The organism is Endobacterium panacihumi (assembly GCF_050847465.1).
In the GTDB taxonomy this organism is placed as follows: Bacteria; Pseudomonadota; Alphaproteobacteria; order Rhizobiales; family Rhizobiaceae; genus Neorhizobium; species Neorhizobium panacihumi.
Genome location: NZ_JBOZRA010000007.1, coordinates 199,108 through 217,412, shown reverse-complemented (window position 1 = coordinate 217,412; position 18,305 = coordinate 199,108). Strand labels below are relative to the sequence as shown.

Genomic DNA, 18,305 nt, shown 5'->3' with positions numbered 1-18,305 from the left:
AGACACACGATGAGTTCTCTAACACATGACAATTTCCACGATCGCCCCGTACGGCCTGGCCGCCGACTGTTGCCTGTCGAGGTCCGGGATGTCGTTCAACTCAGCCCCAATATGAAAAGAATTACCGTAGGCAGTTCGAGCCTGAGCGAGTTCGCTGCGGTTCGGCCAGCCCAATGGGTAAAGGTTTTCGTGCCGTCGGAGGCTGAGGAACGGCCGAACGGTCGGGCGTACACGATCAGAAACTTCTACGAACGCGACTCCGAAATGGATCTGGATTTTGTCCTGCACGATCATGGGCCGTGTTCGATCTGGGCCCGGCAAGCCAAGGTTGGTGACATCATCCAGATAGCCGGACCTCGGACCGGCTTTCGCCTTGATCCATCCATCCGCCGCCTTTTTATCGGGGGCGACGAAACAGCATTGCCTGCCATCGGCGCCATTATCGAAACGATGACCAGCGACATTTCCGTCACGGCATTCATCGAAGTCGCGGACATTGCGGACCGACAGCAATTCGTCACAACTGCAAACGTGTCTGTTGCATGGTTCGCAAGAGCCGGAGCATCGGCAGGCGGTCACGATGCCCTGCAATCAGCGATGATGTCGGTAAACATTACCGATGATGCGAGCGCCGTTTGGTTCGCGGCAGAAGCGACAGTCGTAAGAGAGGTGAGGCGTCACTTCCAGGCACTCGGATTAGACCACCGCCGCCTCACAACCTCAGGATACTGGAAGAAAGGCGAAACAGCCTTTCGCGATGCAGAAGGCGATCAATAGTCACGAGCTTGACTTTCAGTCGGTGACACGCGGGAACCTCTTGCCCGACCGGCTGATCCTTGGCGGTGTCGTCGGAATGGGATCCCTCATCCTTGTCCCTGCTCGTTTTCATTTCGGCAAGCGCATTTCCAGACGCAAGTCACCTCTGTCTCTGCCCGCCCCCTCAGTTTTGAAAGAAACGCAATGAATGGAACTTCGTCATCGGCTGTGGCTGTGCCAGCTCGCCTGCCCGTCCCGACACCATTCACGCCGCGTCTTGCCGCAGGCTTAAGCGGCGTGCTCCTGGCCGTTCTCGTCGCCAGCTTCAACGAACGCGTGACGGATCTTAATTTGTCCGATCTTTGCGGCGCGCTGGGGATCGGTTCCGACGAGGGGACCTGGGTTACCACATGGTACGCGGCATTCTCTGTTTCCGCCATGGCCTTCGCGCCATGGTTTTCCGGAACATTCTCGATAAGGCGTTTTGCATCAATCATGGCTATCGCCTTAGCAGTGCTCGCCCTCCTGTCACCATTCATGCCTGACCTGGAAAGTTTCATTATTCTACGGGCGTTTCAGGGACTGGCTGGCGGCGCATTACCACCGACACTGATGACGGTGGCACTGCGCTTTCTACCTGCAAAATTCAAGATCTACGGCCTTGGCGCTTACGCGCTGACAGCCACTTTCGGGCCGAATATAGCGTTACCGCTTGCAGCTCTCTGTTTCGATCATTTCGGTTGGCGCGGTGTCTTGTGGCAACCCATTCCACTGTCGCTCATCAGCGCCGCTCTCATCTGGTGGGGCATTCCTCAGGACCCTTTGAGACTTGAGCGGTTTCGGCAATTCGACTGGTTGGGAATACTTTTGGGTTTTCCCGCGATTGGTATGCTTGTCGTCCTTTTGATGCAGGGGGATCGCTTGGATTGGCTCAACTCTGACCTGATTTGCCATTTGCTCGTCGGCAGTCTTTTGCTCTTTGGTCTGTTCGTGTTGAACGAGTGGCATCACCCCTCCCCGTTTTTCCGCATCCAACTGCTCAAATCTCGCGAACTCTCATTCGGCCTTGTTGCACTTACTTGCGTGCTGACGCTTGCTGTCGCCAATCTTGAGCTTCCGGCGACTTATCTTGCGGAAATTCAAGACTACCGAACCACGCAACTTGCGCCAATCGGTCTATATCTTGCGCTTCCACAACTTTTGACCTTGCCGCTCGTCGCAGCGATCTGCAACACGAGGAGGGTCGACAGTCGATGGGTGCTTTGCGCCGGCATTGCGCTCACAGCTGGGTCCTTCTGGGGCATCAGCCTGATCACGTCAGAATGGATTCGGGAAAACTTCTACCTGTTGCAGGCGCTTCAGGTGCTTGCTCAGCCGATGATCGTCATTCCGGTTCTCGTAACCGCCACCATGTCACTAGCGCCAGCCGATGGGCCTTTCGTGTCCGGTATGTTCAACGTGACGAAGGGGCTTTCCAGTGCCATCGCCACCGGATTTGTCGGCACCGTGGAGGCCTGGCGCGAGCACACACATTCAAATCAGATTGTCGATCGTTACGGTAGCATCCGCTCAACAGTCTCCGGTTTCGATACGCGCGTCGGCGACCTATTGAAACTCTCCGGCACGATCAAAGAGCAGGCAATCGTGCTTACAATTGCCGATGTCAGCTTGATGATGGTTGGCGTTGCCGGCCTGCTTTTCATCCTCACCATTCTTCTTCCTGCACGGGTCTATCCGCCGTCACCACCCCAGGCCGTGGCGACCCGCTGACATTTGGAGTTTCACTATGACACCACACGCAAAGCTGTTTACCGCCGCCGCCAGTATCGGCTGCGCTTTAATCGCCTTCAGTGCTGATCGCGCATTGACGGCCGCCTCAGAAATCCAGTCTACCGATAATGCTTATGTGATGGCGGACTACACCACCGTAGCGCCGAACATCTCTGGATTGATCGACAAAGTTTTTGTGACAGACCACCAAACTGTGCGGGCGGGCCAGGAGGTCGCTCACATCGACGACCGCGAATACCGTGCAGCCGTCACGCTGGCAAATGCCAATTTCACTGCGGCGCAAGCGGCAGTCCAGAATGCAGATTCAGAACTCAGGCGACATGCGACAGTCATCGCACAGGCTGAAGCAACTGTGCGAGTTGACGAGGCGGCGCTGGCGTTTGCCGAGAACAATGCCAAGCGCTACCACACATTATTCAACGGCGGCGGCACAGCACTCGAAAAGCAACAGGGAGCGGCCTCTGCACTGCAGCAGGCCAGCGCCACCAAAGCCCGAGACGAAGCGGCTCTCGCTTCCGCGCGTGCGCAAGTGGATACCCTCAAGGCCCAACGCGATCAGGCTATCGCCAACGCTACCGCCGCTCAATCCGATCTGGAGAAAGCACTTCTAAGCCTTTCCCATACGCATATCGTCTCCTCGATAGACGGCACAGTTGGGCAACTGAGTGCCAGGGTCGGTAATTATGTCAGTCCCGGCCCCCCCCTACTCGCCGTCGTACCGCTCCAGTCAGCCTATGTGATCGCAAATTTCCGCGAAACACAGTTGGCCGGGTTCGGTTTGGGACAGCCGGTCGCCGTTGCTGTCGATAGCTTTCCGGAAGGCGAACTTAAGGGCGTAATCGATAGTATTTCACCTGCAAGTGGCGCAACCTTTTCAGCAATCCAACCCGATAATGCGACAGGCAATTTCACAAAAGTTGTTCAAAGGATCGCCATCAAGATACGCTTGATAAAAGGGCAGCCACTTCTTTCCCATCTCCGGGTCGGCATGTCGGTCACAGCCTCGGTTGATACAACAAGAAGGGAGTGAAACGCAGGTCACTCGTGAGCGCCTTCTTTACGAGGCTAGTCGCACCAACCGCCGCGGAAGCAGAGTATCCAAATCCAAATTGCCCGCATGGGCTCAGCTAACTCCAGTCTTCTCTATCCGCCAGGCAACCAGCTCTGCGGCGGCGTCCACTCGGATTTCGATATCCGTCCACGAAACCGGTTTTCCCATCATCGCGGAATTGACCGCGTCAGTGACAATCATGTCGTGAAAGAACACGGCGAGTGATCTGGCTTTTTCCGTCTCACCAAGGAATAGCGCTATGAACGCCTGACTTTTGCGCGGCCCCGCCTGATACCATTTGGCCATGAGCTCCGGAAACTGCTTTGATGTGGCCAAAACCATACGCTGGAACGCAACGTGCCGCGGTTGCAAAAGCTGCCGCAACAGAGTTCGACCAAGGATCCCCAACCCGATCTTGCGTTCTACGTTTCCCAGCTCGAGTTGCGACAGAGGTGAAAGAAACTCCGAGCAGAGTTGCTCAACGACCTCCGCCAGCAAGCCATCCTTTCCGCCGAACTGGCGGTAGACATTCGTCTTGGATCCACCGGCAGAAAGGATGATTTCATCAATCGTGACCTCGGCGTAACCTTTCTCCAAAAAGAGTTCGGCGGCCGCATCAATGAGTGTGTGGTGGCGGGCCTGCCCCCGTGAGGTGACCCGACTGCGTTCATTCATAGTGTCTTTTTTGCCCTTCTCTGTTTCTCGGATGGTGCGTGATGGTGTGCAATGTGGAAAGCCTTACGATCAACGTGCTGACCATACAACAACGAACCTATAACGACTGCGACACCAAAAGCCTGCATGGGCGCAGGCACGATCCCCGCGATCACGGCATCGAGAATGAAAGCCGTAATCGGCGTCAACAAAAGCATCGGCGCAACCATTGCTGGCCCTCCGCCTTGAATGGCGGTGAACCAGAGATAGAACGGCAAAGCAGTCACGATAAGTGCGATGACCGTCAATCCCAGAACATTGTTCTGAGACAGGCCGGAAGGGACATCGCCGAGCAAAAAGGCAATGATCGACAATTCGATGCCGGCAATCAGCATTTGCCATGCCGTGAGGCTTACGATGGAGGATGGCCGCCCCCATTTGTGAAGGAGTGTTCCTCCAAGAGCGACGGAAAGTGCCGCGCCGAAGGCCGCCAGCACACCAATCATATCAAGCCCCGCACCGCCTTTAAGAACAACCATCGAGACGCCCACCGCACCAGCCGCGACTGCGAGCAGCTTTCCCGAAGAAGGTGTCACACCCAGCAGCGGGCGGGCCAATAGTACCATAAATAGTGGCCCCAGTGCCTGGAATGTGGCCGCCATGCCTCCTGGCAACCGCACCGCGGCAACAAATAAAAGGCCAAAAAACAGGCCGTTATTCAATGTTCCGAGCACAACCATCCTGCCCCACCACGCTCGCGGTGGAAGATCGCGTGCCATTAAAAGCAGCGGGAGACTACCTCCGATCGCTCTGATCGACGCGTTGAACATTGGGTTGGGCGGCAGCATGGATGTTGTCAGGATGTAGGTAAATCCCCACAGGATCGCAGCTATAGCGGCGGCCGTTTTTGGCGAAAGCGACATGGCATTCTCTTATATCGTTGCGGAAAGGAACTGACGTTATCGTATTGATACGATCTAGTATCATTTTTGATTTCCCGCAAGAGTGGTGGAGGATTGTTCGTTGCCCGCTTATGAAAGGACGCTACGACAATGCATGCGGGCTCCGAGGACTTTGGAGCATGCAATGCGATGATAACGCGTCTTGGATCAGGCGAAACAATCGGGTTTTGCCCAGTCGAACGGGATTGATCCGTCTTGGCAACGAATCCGGCTATATAGAGAGGCTGGCTTTGCGGAGCAGCGACAAAGTATAAGCTAGGCGCTTGCGCTCAAGCATATCGGGCAAGCTCGGATGAGCTGAAAGCACAGCGCGCCCGCCCCGGAGATGAATGCCGAATAACGACGACGCACGACTTGTCATCGAAAGGGATTTGGCCTTTATCGCGGGAGGTTCTGACCGAAGCCAGTAAACCGCGGAGAGTGCACAACTGTCCTTTATGGGCCAGACCACCCTCGCCTTCACTTCAATAACTTCGGTCTTGCCGACAAGTGTATTCATTCTACTACTGAAACGAACACATCGCTCTTTCGTCGCTAGTTACATCATGCACGATGCGCTGAACACGCGCAGCGATCGGTGAGCTTGTTCCTTCATAGAAAATTTTTGTTGCTCGCCGCCCACACGATGGGGCTTTACTTCGTCGGAGTGCTCGAGTGAACTCAAATCAAGGTCGAAAGATGGGCAAGGGGATCTGACGCAGTCCGCTCCGTTGTGGCACGCAATAAATTCTTCGCGGGCCTCCGCAAAGGCCGCATTCGCAAGAAGCCTAAACATTGGCAGGTCCTCCAGAGGCCGGGTTGACCAAAAATGAATGTGGCGAACGTCACGGGCCAACAGGTCGAAAGTCGCCCGGTATTAAGATCGGCCCACCATGTATGCCGTCAAGGGACTTCAGTATCCAGGAACCATTTAGTGGTATTTCTGTCATTGCGCAGACCTCCGCATGTATCGTTTGGACGCGATAAATCGCCACCGCATCGATCGCGATCGGCGACTTGATGCGGTGTGAAACATCTTTGCATGTTGAATAGCCGTCGGCAGACGGCGGCCCCATCAGGCGATTATGGCCGTCACCCGGATTTCGATCCGCATTTCCGGCAGCCCCAATGCTTCGACGCCCACCTGCGTCCAGATCGGAGGATTGTTGGGCATTAGATCTCTGAAAAAGCGGGTGATTGTTGCATTGACTGGCTGGGTGATGCCGCCGACGTGGTAAGAGTTAACATGTATGACATGCTCCCAGCCAGCACCAGCAGCCTTTAGGGTTCGCTCTAGATTAAAAAACGCCTTGGCAATCTCATCCTCGATGGCTTCGGGGATGTCGAAACTGTCATTCCAGCCACCTTGGCCAGAAGTCTCAATCCGGTTGCCAATCTTGACGGCCTGCGAGTAATGCAGGCTGTCACGCATATGAGAGCCGTAGCCGGGCGTAACGAAAAATTGCGGCTTTTCCATTTTCATTCCCTTCACTTCTATCTCGATGAGATGGCAGCGCGCGACAGAGCGGACGATTTGCCGAGGGGTGGACAGTCGAATCACCCGCCCTGTCGCAAACACAGCTTATTGACATTCGTATCTTGAACGCGTTTATTAAACGCGTTCATTTAACAAGGGTTATCATGTTATGCCGCGTCCCGCAATGACTTCGGCCGATCTGGCGAACGCGCAGGCAAACATTCTCCACGCAACCGCGATGCTGGCGGCAGAAGTCGGCATCACAGGGATCTCGATGCGGGTCCTTGCTCAGCGGCTTGGCTTGAGTCCAGGAGCGCTTTATCGATACTTCCCGAGCAAACAGGATCTTCTGATTGCATTTTGGAGGGATGCGCTGGATCTACTCAATGATCGGTTCGCCGAGATTGATCGCATACAAGCCGATCATCTGACAGCGCTCAAATCTATGCTGAGAGCTTACGGTACTTTTGGCCTGGAAGATCCTGCGAGGTTCCGGCTCCTGTTTCTTGAGACACCTAGCGAGGTCGAACCGGGAAAACTATCGGAAGCTACCACACTTGCATCTTACAACATTGTTGTATCGCGCATGATGCAGGCGCGGGATGCTGGCTTGGTGGTATGTATCGATCCGAGCCATCTCGCACACATTGTCTGGGCCGGCGTTCATGGCGCAGTCACTCTGACCATCACGATTGACGACATAGATTTCGGCTCGCGGGAGAAATTTATCTCACGGATGATTGAGACGCTCATTCGCGGCATTACTGCTTAGGAGATAGGCCGATGGCAATCATTGCCGTTTCACTTGCGGTCATCACTCTCGCAGGCTGATCGCAAGAACAGCGGGCAGAAAAACCGCCGCGAACCGTACGAACGGCGATCGCACGGTATTACCCCGTCTGCCAATGCAAAAAGGCGTTGTGAATAGCCCCGAGAGACACCGTCGGGCCTGGCCTTCTGCTGCTTCTCGAGTTCGACGGGCGACAGCATTCCGTTTCTGACGTGCTTGCGCTTCGGGTTTTAGAATATCTCGATGTAGTCGAACACATCCTGGCGAGCTTAATCGCGTGAACGGTAAACTCTGCGACGTATCCGTTCTCACTTCAGGAGATTGAATAAGCTCTCGGCCACCGCATTGTCATGGCAGTTGCCGCGTCGGCTCATCGAATGAACCAGATTGAGGTGCCTGAGCAACGAGGCCCAGTCCATGCTGGTGAACTGCGAGCCCTGGTCCGAGGGGGGCAGTACCTTTCCCTTCGCCTCCACACCGCCATGAGCAGAGCCTGCAATACGACGCCCGTGGTCTGTCGGCTCTGCATCGCCCAGCCGATGACCCGGCGAGAATAGAGGTCGATGACGACCGCAAGGTAAGCGAAGCCCTCACAGGTTTGGATGTAGGTGATGTCCGTGACCCAGGCCTTGTCCGGAGCCGCTACGTCAAATTGTCGGTCGAGTGTGTTGTCCATAGCGATGGCAGGCCTGCCGCCGTAGATGCCGGGACGGCGTTTGTAGCCGATCTGCGCCTTGATCCTGGCGAGACGCGTCAGACGCGCAACCCGGTTCGGGCAGCACATCTCGCCCCAATACCCATGATGCATCGTATCAGCGATCTAGCGAGAAGAGCGAGCTCAGCGGTCATGCTGTGATGGCCGACAGGCACAATCGTCATGGAGATCAATAGCCCAGGCATGTGGTCGGAACACAGTTATGCGACGGTTGAAGCCAGCCGAACGTCGGCACTGCGAGTGAGTCAGCAAAACTCTGCGCTGTTCAAACAACGACGAACTGAACGATAGAAACCCGACCATGCAGCCGGGCTTCCAATATCAAAAGGTCTGGGTAGGTTTAGAAAGACCGCTGAAGGCGGAAGAAGCCATCCCAGTGGTCACCATCACCAACGCCGAGCATGTCGATATCGACATCGGTGTAGTTGACGGTTGCCTTCACCGCCAGATTTTCGGTGACTTCGTAGTCGGCGGTAACACCGACACGCCATGCGGTACCGCCTTCGTAATCGCCGTCAACGGGGAGGATCTTGTCCCAGTACTGTGCGCCCGGTGCGATGGTGAACTTGTCCGTTACCTTGATGGCATATTCGGCACCAATGCTCCATTCGGAGAAGTCCCAATAACGGGAAGGACCAAACGAATAAACACCAAAGACACCCAGTGACCCAGGGCCGATTTCGGCAGTCAGCGTCGAGGCAAGCACGCCGTCTTCGTTATCGAATTCGTAAGCGCCGAACAGATCGATTGCGACGCCTCCGAACTTGCCGGCGATCAGGCCGTTGATACCGACCTCATCAGCGGTATCTTCGATGTCGTCGTCGTATTTCCAGCCCGCTTCCGAGTTAAAAGCATCGCCCTGAATATAGGCCTGGAACGTGCCGTTATCGAACGTGTACCGTACCGAATTGTTGAGGGTGTCGCCAGCCATGTAACCATCCGTACCCAGTCCAAGACCGTCACGCACACCTCCGATACCGCCAAAACCTGCGATCGGCCCGCCATCTGCCAGAACAGTTTCGCCGGGCACGCCAATATCGAAATAGTTATAGAACTGACCGATTCGGAAACCACCGAGCTCGATGTAGGTGTCTTCCAAATAAAAGTCCGAATTGCCGTTACTGTTGTTGTTCGCGCGCAGGGTGATCTTGGAAGCGAGCGTGCCGAACTCCGTATCGGACTTTGCATCAATGACGAGCTGACCACGTGTTTTGGTCATATAGCCGCCATCCTGAACTTTACCTAGGCCGTCGATATCAGCATCGCTACGGCCATCGATCTGGATGCGAACATAGCCGCCAATCTTCAGGCAGGTTTCGGTGCCGGGAATGTAGAAATAACCAGTGCCGAAGGCATCGCAGACGCGAACATATTCCATCGGCTCCGGCTCGGCAGCAATGATGGCATCGGCCGCCTGGGCTGCGGATACTGTTGCAAGGGCCGCGGCGGAGCCAAGAAGCAGGCTCTTCATTTTCATTGAAATCTCCATTTAAGACAATATGCATCAGCCGGGTGATCCGGAATTCATGCAGTGATCAGGACGCCGAATGGGGCGGTTCGGCGGCTCTGAGATTAGGCGAGCATAGATCCGCCGATACAGCGGTGAGAGCCGAGGGTGGGCGTGCAATCGCGCCGGCGGGGATGCGGGTGTGGCACAAAAACTGCGGTTTATATCGGCCTGTATTCCTGCGTAATCTTCAGGTGTCAGCCGACGTTAGTCCGCGACAATATTGCGACAATTCTGCTGGCGGCTTCGAGTCGGTGCCGAGATTGTTTTCACGTTCCACCACAGGGAAAAAAGCACGACCGGCCGTCGCGACGTTGTCGCGCAACGCGGCCCGCGGGGATTGCTGCAGCAAAAGCCAGGAATTTTAGTCGGGCTGAACGGTCGCTTGTCGGTAAGGCAGCCGCATTATGACGCGCGCTCCGCGGATCTCGGGGTCGAGAAACTGAATCACGCCGCCATGAGCTTCCATAACCTTTTTCGCAAGAGCCAAACCAAGACCGCTGCCGCTTACCGCGCCCACGCGCGATTGCTCCAGGCGTACAAAGGGTTCGAATACACGTTGCCTGTCCGAAAAGGGAATGCCCGGCCCGTCATCCTCGACGACGATCTCGACATCATGTCCGCGGACCGAAAGGAAAAGACGTGCGCAATTGCCGTAACGCACCGCGTTTTCAATAACGTTGCGGATGGCCCTTCGCAGCGACGCTTGCCGCCCATACATCCTGACCCTATCCGCTTTCAGGAGAAGAACATCGACACCCGTCTCCCGAAATTCATCAGCCAGATCTTGCAGCATGGCGTCGAGCGGAAACTCTGCGGGCACTTCAGTCGCATCGCCGCCTTTCGACAGAGCGAGAGCCGCGGCAACCAGGCTTTGTATCTCATCGAGACAGACTGTCAGCCGCTCCTTCGTTTCGTCATCGTCCAGGAGTTCTATTCGAAGGCGCATTGCCGTAATCGGCGATCCGAGATCGTGGCCGATAACAGCCAGTATATGCGCCCTCTCCGACAACAGCCGTGTCAACCGTTCCGCCATTGCGTTAAAAGCCAGTGTCAGATTGGCAAGCTCGGGTCGGCCCTCCAGCGGAACCTGTATCAGTTCGTTGTCCCGTCCAAGCTTTTCTGCTGCCGCAGTCAGACGAAGCAAGCGCCTGGCAAATCCCGTCGTCAGCAACAGCACGCCCGTCACAACGATAAGAGACGTGGCAAGCATGGAGGTGGCCAGACGCGCCCAGGGCTTGCGAATCTGCAAGATGTCGCGCGCCGTGAGCCATTCTCCGCTTTTAAGACGTATCGATGCCGCAACGAGGTAAAGATCATCACCGAAGAGCGAACCACCGCTCAAGAGGGGCTTTCCCGGTTGTTTTTCCGCCACGACCCGAAGATCTTTTGCGGGATCGAGTTGCAGCTGGCCAGTGACGTGTTCACTCAAATCGGTGGAGTGGCCGTCGGGCGGTTTAACACCGGGCGTGCCACCGCTCGTCAGGTTAAAATTGGTCGATGACAGCGAGCGAATAATCGACTGTCTGACGGATGGTGCGCTGGCTTCGGCCAACACACCCGCCTGCACCAGACGGTCGGCAACATCCTTCGCCTTAAACCGGATGAGACGCGTATCTTCGGTCTTGGTATGGAATGATACGCCCAGAAACTGAGCGACATAGAGAAAGCCCAGCAGAAAAAGAATGAGCTGGTCCCGGGCCTTGTAACCAAGTCCGATCTTCACGGTCTCATTCCTTGGCCACATCCGCCGCGAAACAATAACCGCCGCCTCTGACGGTAATGATGATTTCCGGTCTGGCAGCGCCGGGTTCGATCTTGCGGCGAAGCCGGCTGACCTGGTTGTCGATAGCGCGGTCGAAAGGGCCTGCATCTCGCCCGCTGGTCAGCTCCAGCAGACGATCTCTCGACAGCACGATCCTCGGTCTTTCCAGAAAGGCGACAAGCAGCCGAAAGTCCGCCGATGTCAAAACCGTGTCGGACCCATTGCTGTCGACAAGACTGCGCCGGTCGACATTGAGCGTCCAATTGACGAAGCGAAAAAGCTTTCCGCCGGTCGGCCCGGTAGAGGTCGCATCGGCCGTTTCCACACGACGCAGAATCGCTTTGATTCTGGCTACGACTTCCCGAGGATTGAAGGGCTTGACGATGTAATCGTCCGCGCCGAGTTCCAGACCGACGATACGGTCGGTTTCCTCGCCGAGAGAGCTGACCATCAGGATGGGTATCTTCTTCACGGCCCGCAAGCGATGACAGATGGCCAGGCCATCTTCGCCGGGCATCATGACATCGAGGATCACGAGATCGAAATCTCGTTCCGACATCGCCCGGTCCATCTCCTTGCCGCCACCGACGGCGGTCGCGCGCATACCGACTTTTTCAAGATAACGTCGAAGGGCATCGCGGATCTCCGGATGATCATCGACTATGAGAATGCTGTAGGAAACCGACATTCTGTCGGCTTATGCCATCCTGCGTTGCAACGCACGAGAAAAATTGTATCCGAATGTCGCAGGCCGCGATTACTGTGACCAACCGATACAAAAAAACATTCTCCGAAGATAAAATGGCGACAAACCACCGGTACTCAAACGCCATCGATCGAAGACATTTTCTTCAAGCGAATTCGTCCGCGGACGGAGAAACTCGAGAGAAATGCGATGTCGAACGATATGAATTGCCGTGAGCTCTGAACAGAGATCCACCTCTTGAGCGAGCGGCGATGGAAGCGCGGCTGGAGCAATGGTTCCCCGATCATTTGACCTCCAGTCAACAGTCTCCAGCTGCGCAACTCTTATGCCTGTATCTGCCACTGCGGCGAGCCGGACCGCGTAACGATCGATTCTGTTTTTCCAAGGCAACTGAATGCCACCACACCACATCTCATAGCTCGCACAGGTGCGTGTTTCAGCCGGCAACACGACACCCATTTTCCTGCGAGCTGCCATTTTACGGGGCTAATCCCAAAGAAAATGTTCTGTTGTGAAAGAAGAGAACGCCGTGTTTTCGGCGTTCGTGCTCTATATCGAAATAGGTGATAGAATTGACCTCCGTTGATGGAATAAAATTGCTCCGTCTCAAGCAAGGCAGCAGGTATGTCATAGCCGTGCAGAGAGCCGATCTCACGATCGATTCCGTTCCGTACTGGAATGAAATCCATGCATTTGACGCATTACAAATACCAGCTCAAACGAGGCGCGATATTCAGACAGAAGTTTTTAGCCCGTTATCGAGAAAACCGTCTTCGCAAGCATCAGTCCTTTTCGTTCGTAAAACGAGAGAGGGCCGTATTTTGGGAATGGTGTCTTGGGGGGCGGATGGCATCCGTTCGATTATCAGCACCGTCGAGCTGAAGTGTAACTTAGACGATTCAATATCGTGATTTTCAGTTGAACTTCTTCAATGATGCAATCTGCACACGCATAATCTCGGTTGGCGGGCCGTTTCGAAAACGTGCAATGCAACGACCGTCAACGCATTCAATGCGACGCTGTTTTCGGTGCAGGGGCGCGATAATGCCCCTGCCTGTTGATTGCCACTGAGAACTGACTCTGCGTTTCCACCGAGAATTTCAACCCGGTAGTAATCTGTGAATGTCTACGCCGAAGAATGCTGTTTCAACTGAGCGCCTCATCACTCCGGGTGGTTCCAAACCTGTGGCGATATTGGCCCGGAGGAAGGCTCGTAAGCCGCTGGAACACTCGACGGAACGCGGTCACGTCGGAATACCCGACACTCCAGGCGATCTGCTCGACAGATTGATTTGTGGTTTCCAGGCCATCACGCGCTTTCATGATCCTGGCCTGTTGGAGATATTCTGTGGGACGTAGCCCGGTGGCTTTGGCGAAGCGCCGCAAAAATGTGCGTTCCGTTAGTCCGGCATGCGCAGCAAGTTCCGGCACCTCGTGCGCGCCGGAAACATTTGCATGAATGTGATGCTGGACGGTCAGAACTGCGGCGTCGCCGTGATCGAATTTGGGAATGAAGCTGCGATACGGATTCTGATAGCGCCGAGGCGGGTCGATCAACAGGAAGCGAGCAGTTGCAAGCATGACGCCAAGCCCCATCAATCTCTCTACCAGGGTCAGCCCCAGGTCCGACCAAGCCAGTATGCCGCCGGCGGTCATGACATCGCCGTCGTCGATCAACAACTTTTCTGCAGCAAGTTCGATCTTGGGATAGCGCGCCGCCAGCTCGTCACTGAAAGCCCAATGCGTCGTCACCTTTCGTCCGTCGATTAGGCCGGTCTCGGCTAAAACAAAGGCTCCGGCGCAGACGGAGCAAACCGTCGCCCCCGCCCCATGCTGCTCCACCATCCAGGCCGCCGCAGCCGGCATCGGCTTCATGTCTGAAGGCATGATGATGCTTGGCGGTGCGATGACATGCCCAAGACGATGCGGTCGTCCGGGATGGCTGTCCCATACACAGACGATATCGTTATCGGTGGCCTGCCAGTGAGAAACTCGGATCGCTCGCAAGACCTTGGATTGCTGCGGTATCCATTGGCTGGCGATACGGAATAGGTCCGTCAGCCCGTAGACGGCCGATAATTGGCAATCCGGATAGATGAGGAGCCCGATTTCAGACACGAGGTCAACGTCACGATCCATTTTGTCACTTTCAGCATGCTTAAAGTCATTTCAGACACGCCAATGACATGCCGGAACTCACTACATCTGTCCACATCGAAGCCAACACAAGGCGATTTGCCCTCAGAAAGGAACGATAATGACTACGTCTAAAGAGGGCTCCGGCCCTTGGACTACACGACGCAGAGTACTGATCGGCGGAGGGGCTGCCATCTCACTGGCAGGAATGCAAATGCCGGCAATCGCGAAAGATTCCATTTCCTCGACAACACAAGGAGTAACGCAAATGACTACGAGCACTGTAACCACCAAGGACGGCGTCGAAATCTTCTACAAGGACTGGGGTCCGAAGGACGCGCAGCCGATCGTTTTCCATCATGGCTGGCCGCTGTCATCGGATGACTGGGATGCGCAGATGTTGTTTTTCCTCTCCAAGGGTTATCGCGTCGTTGCCCATGACCGTCGTGGGCATGGTCGCTCGGCGCAGGTGGCCGAAGGTCATGACATGGACCATTATGCTGCCGATGCCTTCGCAGTCGCCGAGCATCTTGACCTGAAGAATGCCGTCCATATCGGTCACTCCACAGGTGGTGGTGAAGTCGCCCGTTATGTTGCCAAGCATGGCCAGCCTTCTGGCCGCGTCGCCAAGGCCGTCCTCGTCTCTGCGGTTCCGCCGCTGATGCTGAAGACCGAAACCAATCCTGAAGGCCTGCCGATGGCAGTCTTTGACGGCTTCCGCTCGGCACTCGCGGCCAATCGCGCCCAGTTCTTCCGTGATGTGCCGGCCGGTCCGTTCTACGGCTTCAACCGTGACGGCGCCAAGGTGCAGGAAGGCGTGATCCAGAATTGGTGGCGTCAAGGCATGATGGGCGGCGCAAAGGCCCATTATGACGGCATCAAGGCGTTTTCCGAAACCGACCAGACCGAAGACCTCAAGGCGATCACCGTGCCGACGCTGGTGCTTCACGGGGAAGACGACCAGATCGTTCCGATCGCAGATTCGGCACTGAAGTCTGCCAAGCTTCTGAAGAACGCCACGCTAAAGACCTATCCCGGCTTCTCGCATGGCATGCTCACGGTCAATGCCGATGTGCTGAACGCCGATATTCTGGCATTTGTCCGAAGCTGAAGTTCAGAATCGGACGACCGTCGCAACGAACTGCGACGGTCGTCTAAGATCGAGGTCTCAATGAAGATCGAACCTTTGGCCCAGTTATTATGAACCGAAAAGCAGGGGATCGCTATCCTTTCGGCGCTGCGGGCTGCCGGTATCGGGCAGACGCGTCAGGCATCAACCCTGCGCGAACGTCTCGAACCACTTCGGGAGGTCGCGCAGGCTGGAACGTGGTCACCTCGCCCGGCGCCTTTACCGGCGCGAATTTCCCCCGCGGCGATCACCTTCCCTTTGCCGAACGTTATGAGCGCGCATGCGAGCTCATCGAAGCGGCGTGAACCATCTGGCAAGGTGGCGACTTCGCGGTGAACTCAGAACATTTCGGCATCGCGGGCCGCCCCGATCTGCCGTCCTCCCCGCAAGGCGGGCCGGTGATCGCGTAGGTGGCGTTTCCGACACCGGGCGCAATCTGGCGGCAAGCCATGCCGATCTCATCTATTCCCGCCATGGCTCGCCGGCAGGAGGGCAGACCTTCTACCGCGACGTGAAGAACAGATTGACCCGGCATGGACACGGCGAGAACGACCTGAAGATCCTGCCGGGCGCTGCCTTTGCGCTGGGCGACAGCCAGGCGGATGCGGAGGAAAAACTGAGAGCCATTCGCCTGCAACAGGTGAGCCCGAAGAACGCCACCGTGCTTCTGGAACAGGTCTGGAACCGCGATCTTTCTGCTTATGATCCCAAACGCCCGTTGCCGGATGTCGATCCCGAGTTTCTTCGCCTGCTCTGGCCCAAGGCCGCGCAAACCGCATTGATGACCGGCTGGAGACAGCCCGCAAATGGCCTGAAATCGCCGAACGCGAAAAACTCAGCATTCGCCAACTGGTGATCAAGGTCACGGCACGTCAGCGCACGCCGGAAACGGTAGCGCGCGAGATCAACCGCTATGTTCAGGAAAACGCTGCCGACGGTTTCGTTTTCGCTCCCCACCTGCAGGAATGGGGCGTCTACCGCAAGGACTGCGCCCACGGCACGCTGAGCGGCAATCTTGGGCTGCGGAGCGCGGCCTGACACGGATATGGAGGGCAGCTCATCTGCCTGTCCTCCAAGCGGACAAATGACATCTCCGGGCCCGGGCGCAGCGCAAACAATCTCCAAACATCGCAAAATCGCAACGATTTTTTCTGTCCCGCGAAAAAAGCTACTGATTTACTAGAATACATACCAACGCAAGAGCGCGCTTTTCACGCAGCTCGAAAGGATACGGAGATCCTGTATGAAAACTGCCCATATTGCGGGTTTTGCCGCGGCACTATTGTCCCTTTCGGTCACGACATTGGCCGCCGACGCGGCGACCGTTCGCTGGACCCGCGCGTCCGATGCATTGACGCTCGACCCGCACGCGCAAAACGACGGCGTGACCCACGCGATCCTCAACCACATTTATGAAAGCCTCGTCTGGCGCGATGCAAAGGGTAGCCTGATCCCGCGTATCGCGACCGAATGGAAGGTGAAAGACGGCGATCCGTCGACCTGGCTGTTCACCCTGCGTAAGGGCGTGAAATTCCATGACGGTGCAGACCTGACCGCCGAAGACGTCGTTTTTTCCCTCAACCGGGCCCGCTCTGAAAAATCGAACCTTCGGCAGCTTCACGCCGATGTGGTCGACGTCACGGCGGTCGATGACCTGACGGTCGCGGTCAAGCTTCGCGCCCCGAACCTTATCTACCCGAACAACCTGACGGGCACCTATATCCTCGACAAGGGCTGGGCCGAAAAGAACAATGTCGTGGACGTGCAGGATTATGCGGCTGGCAAGGACAATCACGCCGTTCGCAACACCAATGGCAGCGGCCCTTATGTTCTCAAGTCCCGTGAAGTCGGGGTGCGCACGGTGCTCGACGCATTCGACAAGCATTGGGAAAATCACAAGCCGGACGTCACGCAGATCGTTTACACCCCGATCGCCGATTCCGCCACGCGGGTTGCGGCACTTCTATCCGGCGAGGTTGATTTCGTACAGGACGTGCCGGTTCAGGATATCGAACGGTTGAAGAAAACCGCCGGGATCAAGATCATCAGCGGCCCGGAAAACCGCTCGATCTTCCTCGGCTACAGGCAGGACGAAGCACCGCTCACCTCCTCAAACATCAAGGACAAGAACCCGCTGCACGACGTGCGGGTACGGCAGGCCTTCGATCTCGCGATCGATCGCGACGCGCTGAACAAGGTCGTGCTGCGCGGAAACTCCATTCCGACAGGCATCATCGTACCGCCCTTCGTGCATGGCTGGTCAGAAGAACTCAACGCCTACAACAAGGCGGATGTCACCAAGGCCAAGGCGCTACTGGCCGAGGCAGGTTATCCCGAAGGGTTCACAATCACGCTCGACACGCCCAACAACCGCTATGTCAATGACGAGGCGATTTCGCAGGCCGTCGTCGGTTTTCTCGGACGCATCGGCGTGAAAGTCACGCTCGCCTCGCGCCCGTTCGCCCAGCATTCCCCGCTGCTGACCGAGCGCAAGACCGACTTCTTCCTCTACGGCTGGGGCGTGCCGACATTCGACAGCGCCTATAATTTCAACGACTTGGTTCACACGCGGGAAGGCCGCTACGGCGCCTATAATCCGACCTATTATTCGAACGCCGAGGTCGATGCGAAGATCGAGTCGCTCGGAGCAGAGACGGACGTTGCAAAGCGCGACGCCACCATTGCCGCACTGTGGAAACAGGTGAAGGCCGAGGCCATCTACCTGCCGCTTCACAACCAGATCACCACCTGGGCCGTGCGAGACAATATCGACCTCGAAGTGCCGCCGGATGCATCCCCGAAACTCGGTCGCGTGACGATAAGCGAATAAAAACAGGACAAGGCGGGATCGGGACAGGATGGCGACATCCTGTCCCGTCCGGATGAT

15 protein-coding genes and 1 pseudogene are annotated in these 18,305 nt (G+C 56.3%); 8 read left to right on the top strand and 8 right to left on the bottom strand.

Going from position 1 to position 18,305, the window contains the following annotated elements; all coding sequences use genetic code 11:
- The first annotated feature begins 9 nt into the window (after positions 1-9).
- The 3 genes from ACRQ1B_RS24525 to ACRQ1B_RS24515 all read left to right on the top strand — a co-directional run bounded on the left by ACRQ1B_RS24525 (position 10) and on the right by ACRQ1B_RS24515 (position 3,577).
- Positions 10-777 (top strand): siderophore-interacting protein, encoded by a 768-nt coding sequence (locus tag ACRQ1B_RS24525; protein ID WP_432296745.1) that lies wholly within the window; start codon positions 10-12, stop codon positions 775-777.
- Positions 778-960: 183 nt separating this feature from the next.
- A complete protein-coding gene (locus ACRQ1B_RS24520) occupies positions 961-2,526 on the top strand; it encodes an MFS transporter (protein ID WP_432296744.1) in 1,566 nt (521 codons plus the stop codon).
- Positions 2,527-2,542: 16 nt separating this feature from the next.
- Complete coding sequence (locus tag ACRQ1B_RS24515) at positions 2,543-3,577, top strand: HlyD family secretion protein (protein WP_432296743.1); 1,035 nt, start codon at positions 2,543-2,545, stop codon at positions 3,575-3,577.
- 93 nt (positions 3,578-3,670) lie between these two features.
- Here ACRQ1B_RS24515 and ACRQ1B_RS24510 read toward each other — a convergent pair whose 3' ends face one another.
- From ACRQ1B_RS24510 to ACRQ1B_RS24500, 3 genes are all read right to left on the bottom strand, one after another.
- The gene (locus tag ACRQ1B_RS24510; RefSeq protein ID WP_432296742.1) at positions 3,671-4,273 is read right to left on the bottom strand and encodes a TetR/AcrR family transcriptional regulator; all 603 of its coding nucleotides are present in this window, start codon (positions 4,271-4,273) and stop codon (positions 3,671-3,673) included.
- Entirely contained in the window at positions 4,270-5,175 is a 906-nt protein-coding gene (locus tag ACRQ1B_RS24505) for a DMT family transporter (protein ID WP_432296741.1), read from the bottom strand. Before ACRQ1B_RS24505 ends, ACRQ1B_RS24510 begins: the two co-directional genes overlap by 4 nt.
- A 1,093-nt stretch (positions 5,176-6,268) precedes the next feature.
- A complete protein-coding gene (locus ACRQ1B_RS24500) occupies positions 6,269-6,676 on the bottom strand; it encodes a RidA family protein (RefSeq protein WP_432296740.1) in 408 nt (135 codons plus the stop codon).
- A gap of 163 nt (positions 6,677-6,839) precedes the next feature.
- On the opposite strand from ACRQ1B_RS24500, the gene ACRQ1B_RS24495 reads away from it, so the two are divergent.
- Positions 6,840-7,442, top strand: a complete 603-nt coding sequence (locus ACRQ1B_RS24495) for a TetR/AcrR family transcriptional regulator (RefSeq protein WP_432296739.1) — start codon at positions 6,840-6,842, stop codon at positions 7,440-7,442.
- A gap of 176 nt (positions 7,443-7,618) precedes the next feature.
- Here the strand turns inward: ACRQ1B_RS24495 and ACRQ1B_RS24490 are convergent.
- The 5 genes and pseudogenes from ACRQ1B_RS24490 to ACRQ1B_RS24470 all read right to left on the bottom strand — a co-directional run.
- Positions 7,619-8,250 (bottom strand): annotated as a pseudogene (locus ACRQ1B_RS24490) (IS3 family transposase); the annotation flags it as partial.
- A 265-nt stretch (positions 8,251-8,515) separates the two neighbouring features.
- Positions 8,516-9,652, bottom strand: coding sequence for a porin (locus ACRQ1B_RS24485; RefSeq protein ID WP_432296738.1), 1,137 nt, complete (start codon positions 9,650-9,652; stop codon positions 8,516-8,518).
- A gap of 394 nt (positions 9,653-10,046) precedes the next feature.
- Positions 10,047-11,408: a sensor histidine kinase gene (locus tag ACRQ1B_RS24480; protein WP_432296737.1), complete on the bottom strand. Its 1,362-nt coding sequence runs from the start codon at positions 11,406-11,408 to the stop codon at positions 10,047-10,049.
- A gap of 4 nt (positions 11,409-11,412) precedes the next feature.
- On the bottom strand, positions 11,413-12,135 hold the full coding sequence (locus ACRQ1B_RS24475; protein WP_432296736.1) for a response regulator: 723 nt from the start codon (positions 12,133-12,135) through the stop codon (positions 11,413-11,415).
- 1,164 nt (positions 12,136-13,299) lie between these two features.
- Entirely contained in the window at positions 13,300-14,292 is a 993-nt protein-coding gene (locus tag ACRQ1B_RS24470; RefSeq protein ID WP_432296735.1) for a GlxA family transcriptional regulator, read from the bottom strand.
- Between the two features lie 265 nt (positions 14,293-14,557).
- Between ACRQ1B_RS24470 and ACRQ1B_RS24465 the strand changes: the two genes are divergently transcribed.
- The 4 genes from ACRQ1B_RS24465 to ACRQ1B_RS24450 all read left to right on the top strand — a co-directional run bounded on the left by ACRQ1B_RS24465 (position 14,558) and on the right by ACRQ1B_RS24450 (position 18,248).
- Positions 14,558-15,400, top strand: a complete 843-nt coding sequence (locus ACRQ1B_RS24465; protein WP_432296734.1) for an alpha/beta fold hydrolase — start codon at positions 14,558-14,560, stop codon at positions 15,398-15,400.
- Between the two features lie 298 nt (positions 15,401-15,698).
- Entirely contained in the window at positions 15,699-16,274 is a 576-nt protein-coding gene (locus ACRQ1B_RS24460) for an LLM class flavin-dependent oxidoreductase (RefSeq protein ID WP_432296733.1), read from the top strand.
- On the top strand, positions 16,271-16,456 hold the full coding sequence (locus tag ACRQ1B_RS24455; RefSeq protein ID WP_432296732.1) for a hypothetical protein: 186 nt from the start codon (positions 16,271-16,273) through the stop codon (positions 16,454-16,456). The genes ACRQ1B_RS24460 and ACRQ1B_RS24455 overlap by 4 nt, the downstream gene beginning before the upstream one ends.
- Positions 16,457-16,661: 205 nt before the next feature.
- Positions 16,662-18,248, top strand: a complete 1,587-nt coding sequence (locus ACRQ1B_RS24450; protein ID WP_432296731.1) for an ABC transporter substrate-binding protein — start codon at positions 16,662-16,664, stop codon at positions 18,246-18,248.
- Positions 18,249-18,305 lie beyond the last annotated feature (57 nt).

Coding starts and splice junctions, on each gene's coding strand:
- ACRQ1B_RS24450 (WP_432296731.1), top strand. CDS start 16,662: ATGAAAACTGCCCATATTGCGGGTTTTGCCGCGGCACTATTGTCCCTT.
- ACRQ1B_RS24525 (WP_432296745.1), top strand. CDS start 10: ATGAGTTCTCTAACACATGACAATTTCCACGATCGCCCCGTACGGCCT.
- ACRQ1B_RS24465 (WP_432296734.1), top strand. CDS start 14,558: ATGACTACGAGCACTGTAACCACCAAGGACGGCGTCGAAATCTTCTAC.
- ACRQ1B_RS24495 (WP_432296739.1), top strand. CDS start 6,840: ATGCCGCGTCCCGCAATGACTTCGGCCGATCTGGCGAACGCGCAGGCA.
- ACRQ1B_RS24470 (WP_432296735.1), bottom strand. CDS start 14,292: ATGGATCGTGACGTTGACCTCGTGTCTGAAATCGGGCTCCTCATCTAT.
- ACRQ1B_RS24500 (WP_432296740.1), bottom strand. CDS start 6,676: ATGAAAATGGAAAAGCCGCAATTTTTCGTTACGCCCGGCTACGGCTCT.
- ACRQ1B_RS24515 (WP_432296743.1), top strand. CDS start 2,543: ATGACACCACACGCAAAGCTGTTTACCGCCGCCGCCAGTATCGGCTGC.
- ACRQ1B_RS24460 (WP_432296733.1), top strand. CDS start 15,699: ATGCGAGCTCATCGAAGCGGCGTGAACCATCTGGCAAGGTGGCGACTT.
- ACRQ1B_RS24520 (WP_432296744.1), top strand. CDS start 961: ATGAATGGAACTTCGTCATCGGCTGTGGCTGTGCCAGCTCGCCTGCCC.
- ACRQ1B_RS24485 (WP_432296738.1), bottom strand. CDS start 9,652: ATGAAAATGAAGAGCCTGCTTCTTGGCTCCGCCGCGGCCCTTGCAACA.
- ACRQ1B_RS24475 (WP_432296736.1), bottom strand. CDS start 12,135: ATGTCGGTTTCCTACAGCATTCTCATAGTCGATGATCATCCGGAGATC.
- ACRQ1B_RS24505 (WP_432296741.1), bottom strand. CDS start 5,175: ATGTCGCTTTCGCCAAAAACGGCCGCCGCTATAGCTGCGATCCTGTGG.
- ACRQ1B_RS24510 (WP_432296742.1), bottom strand. CDS start 4,273: ATGAATGAACGCAGTCGGGTCACCTCACGGGGGCAGGCCCGCCACCAC.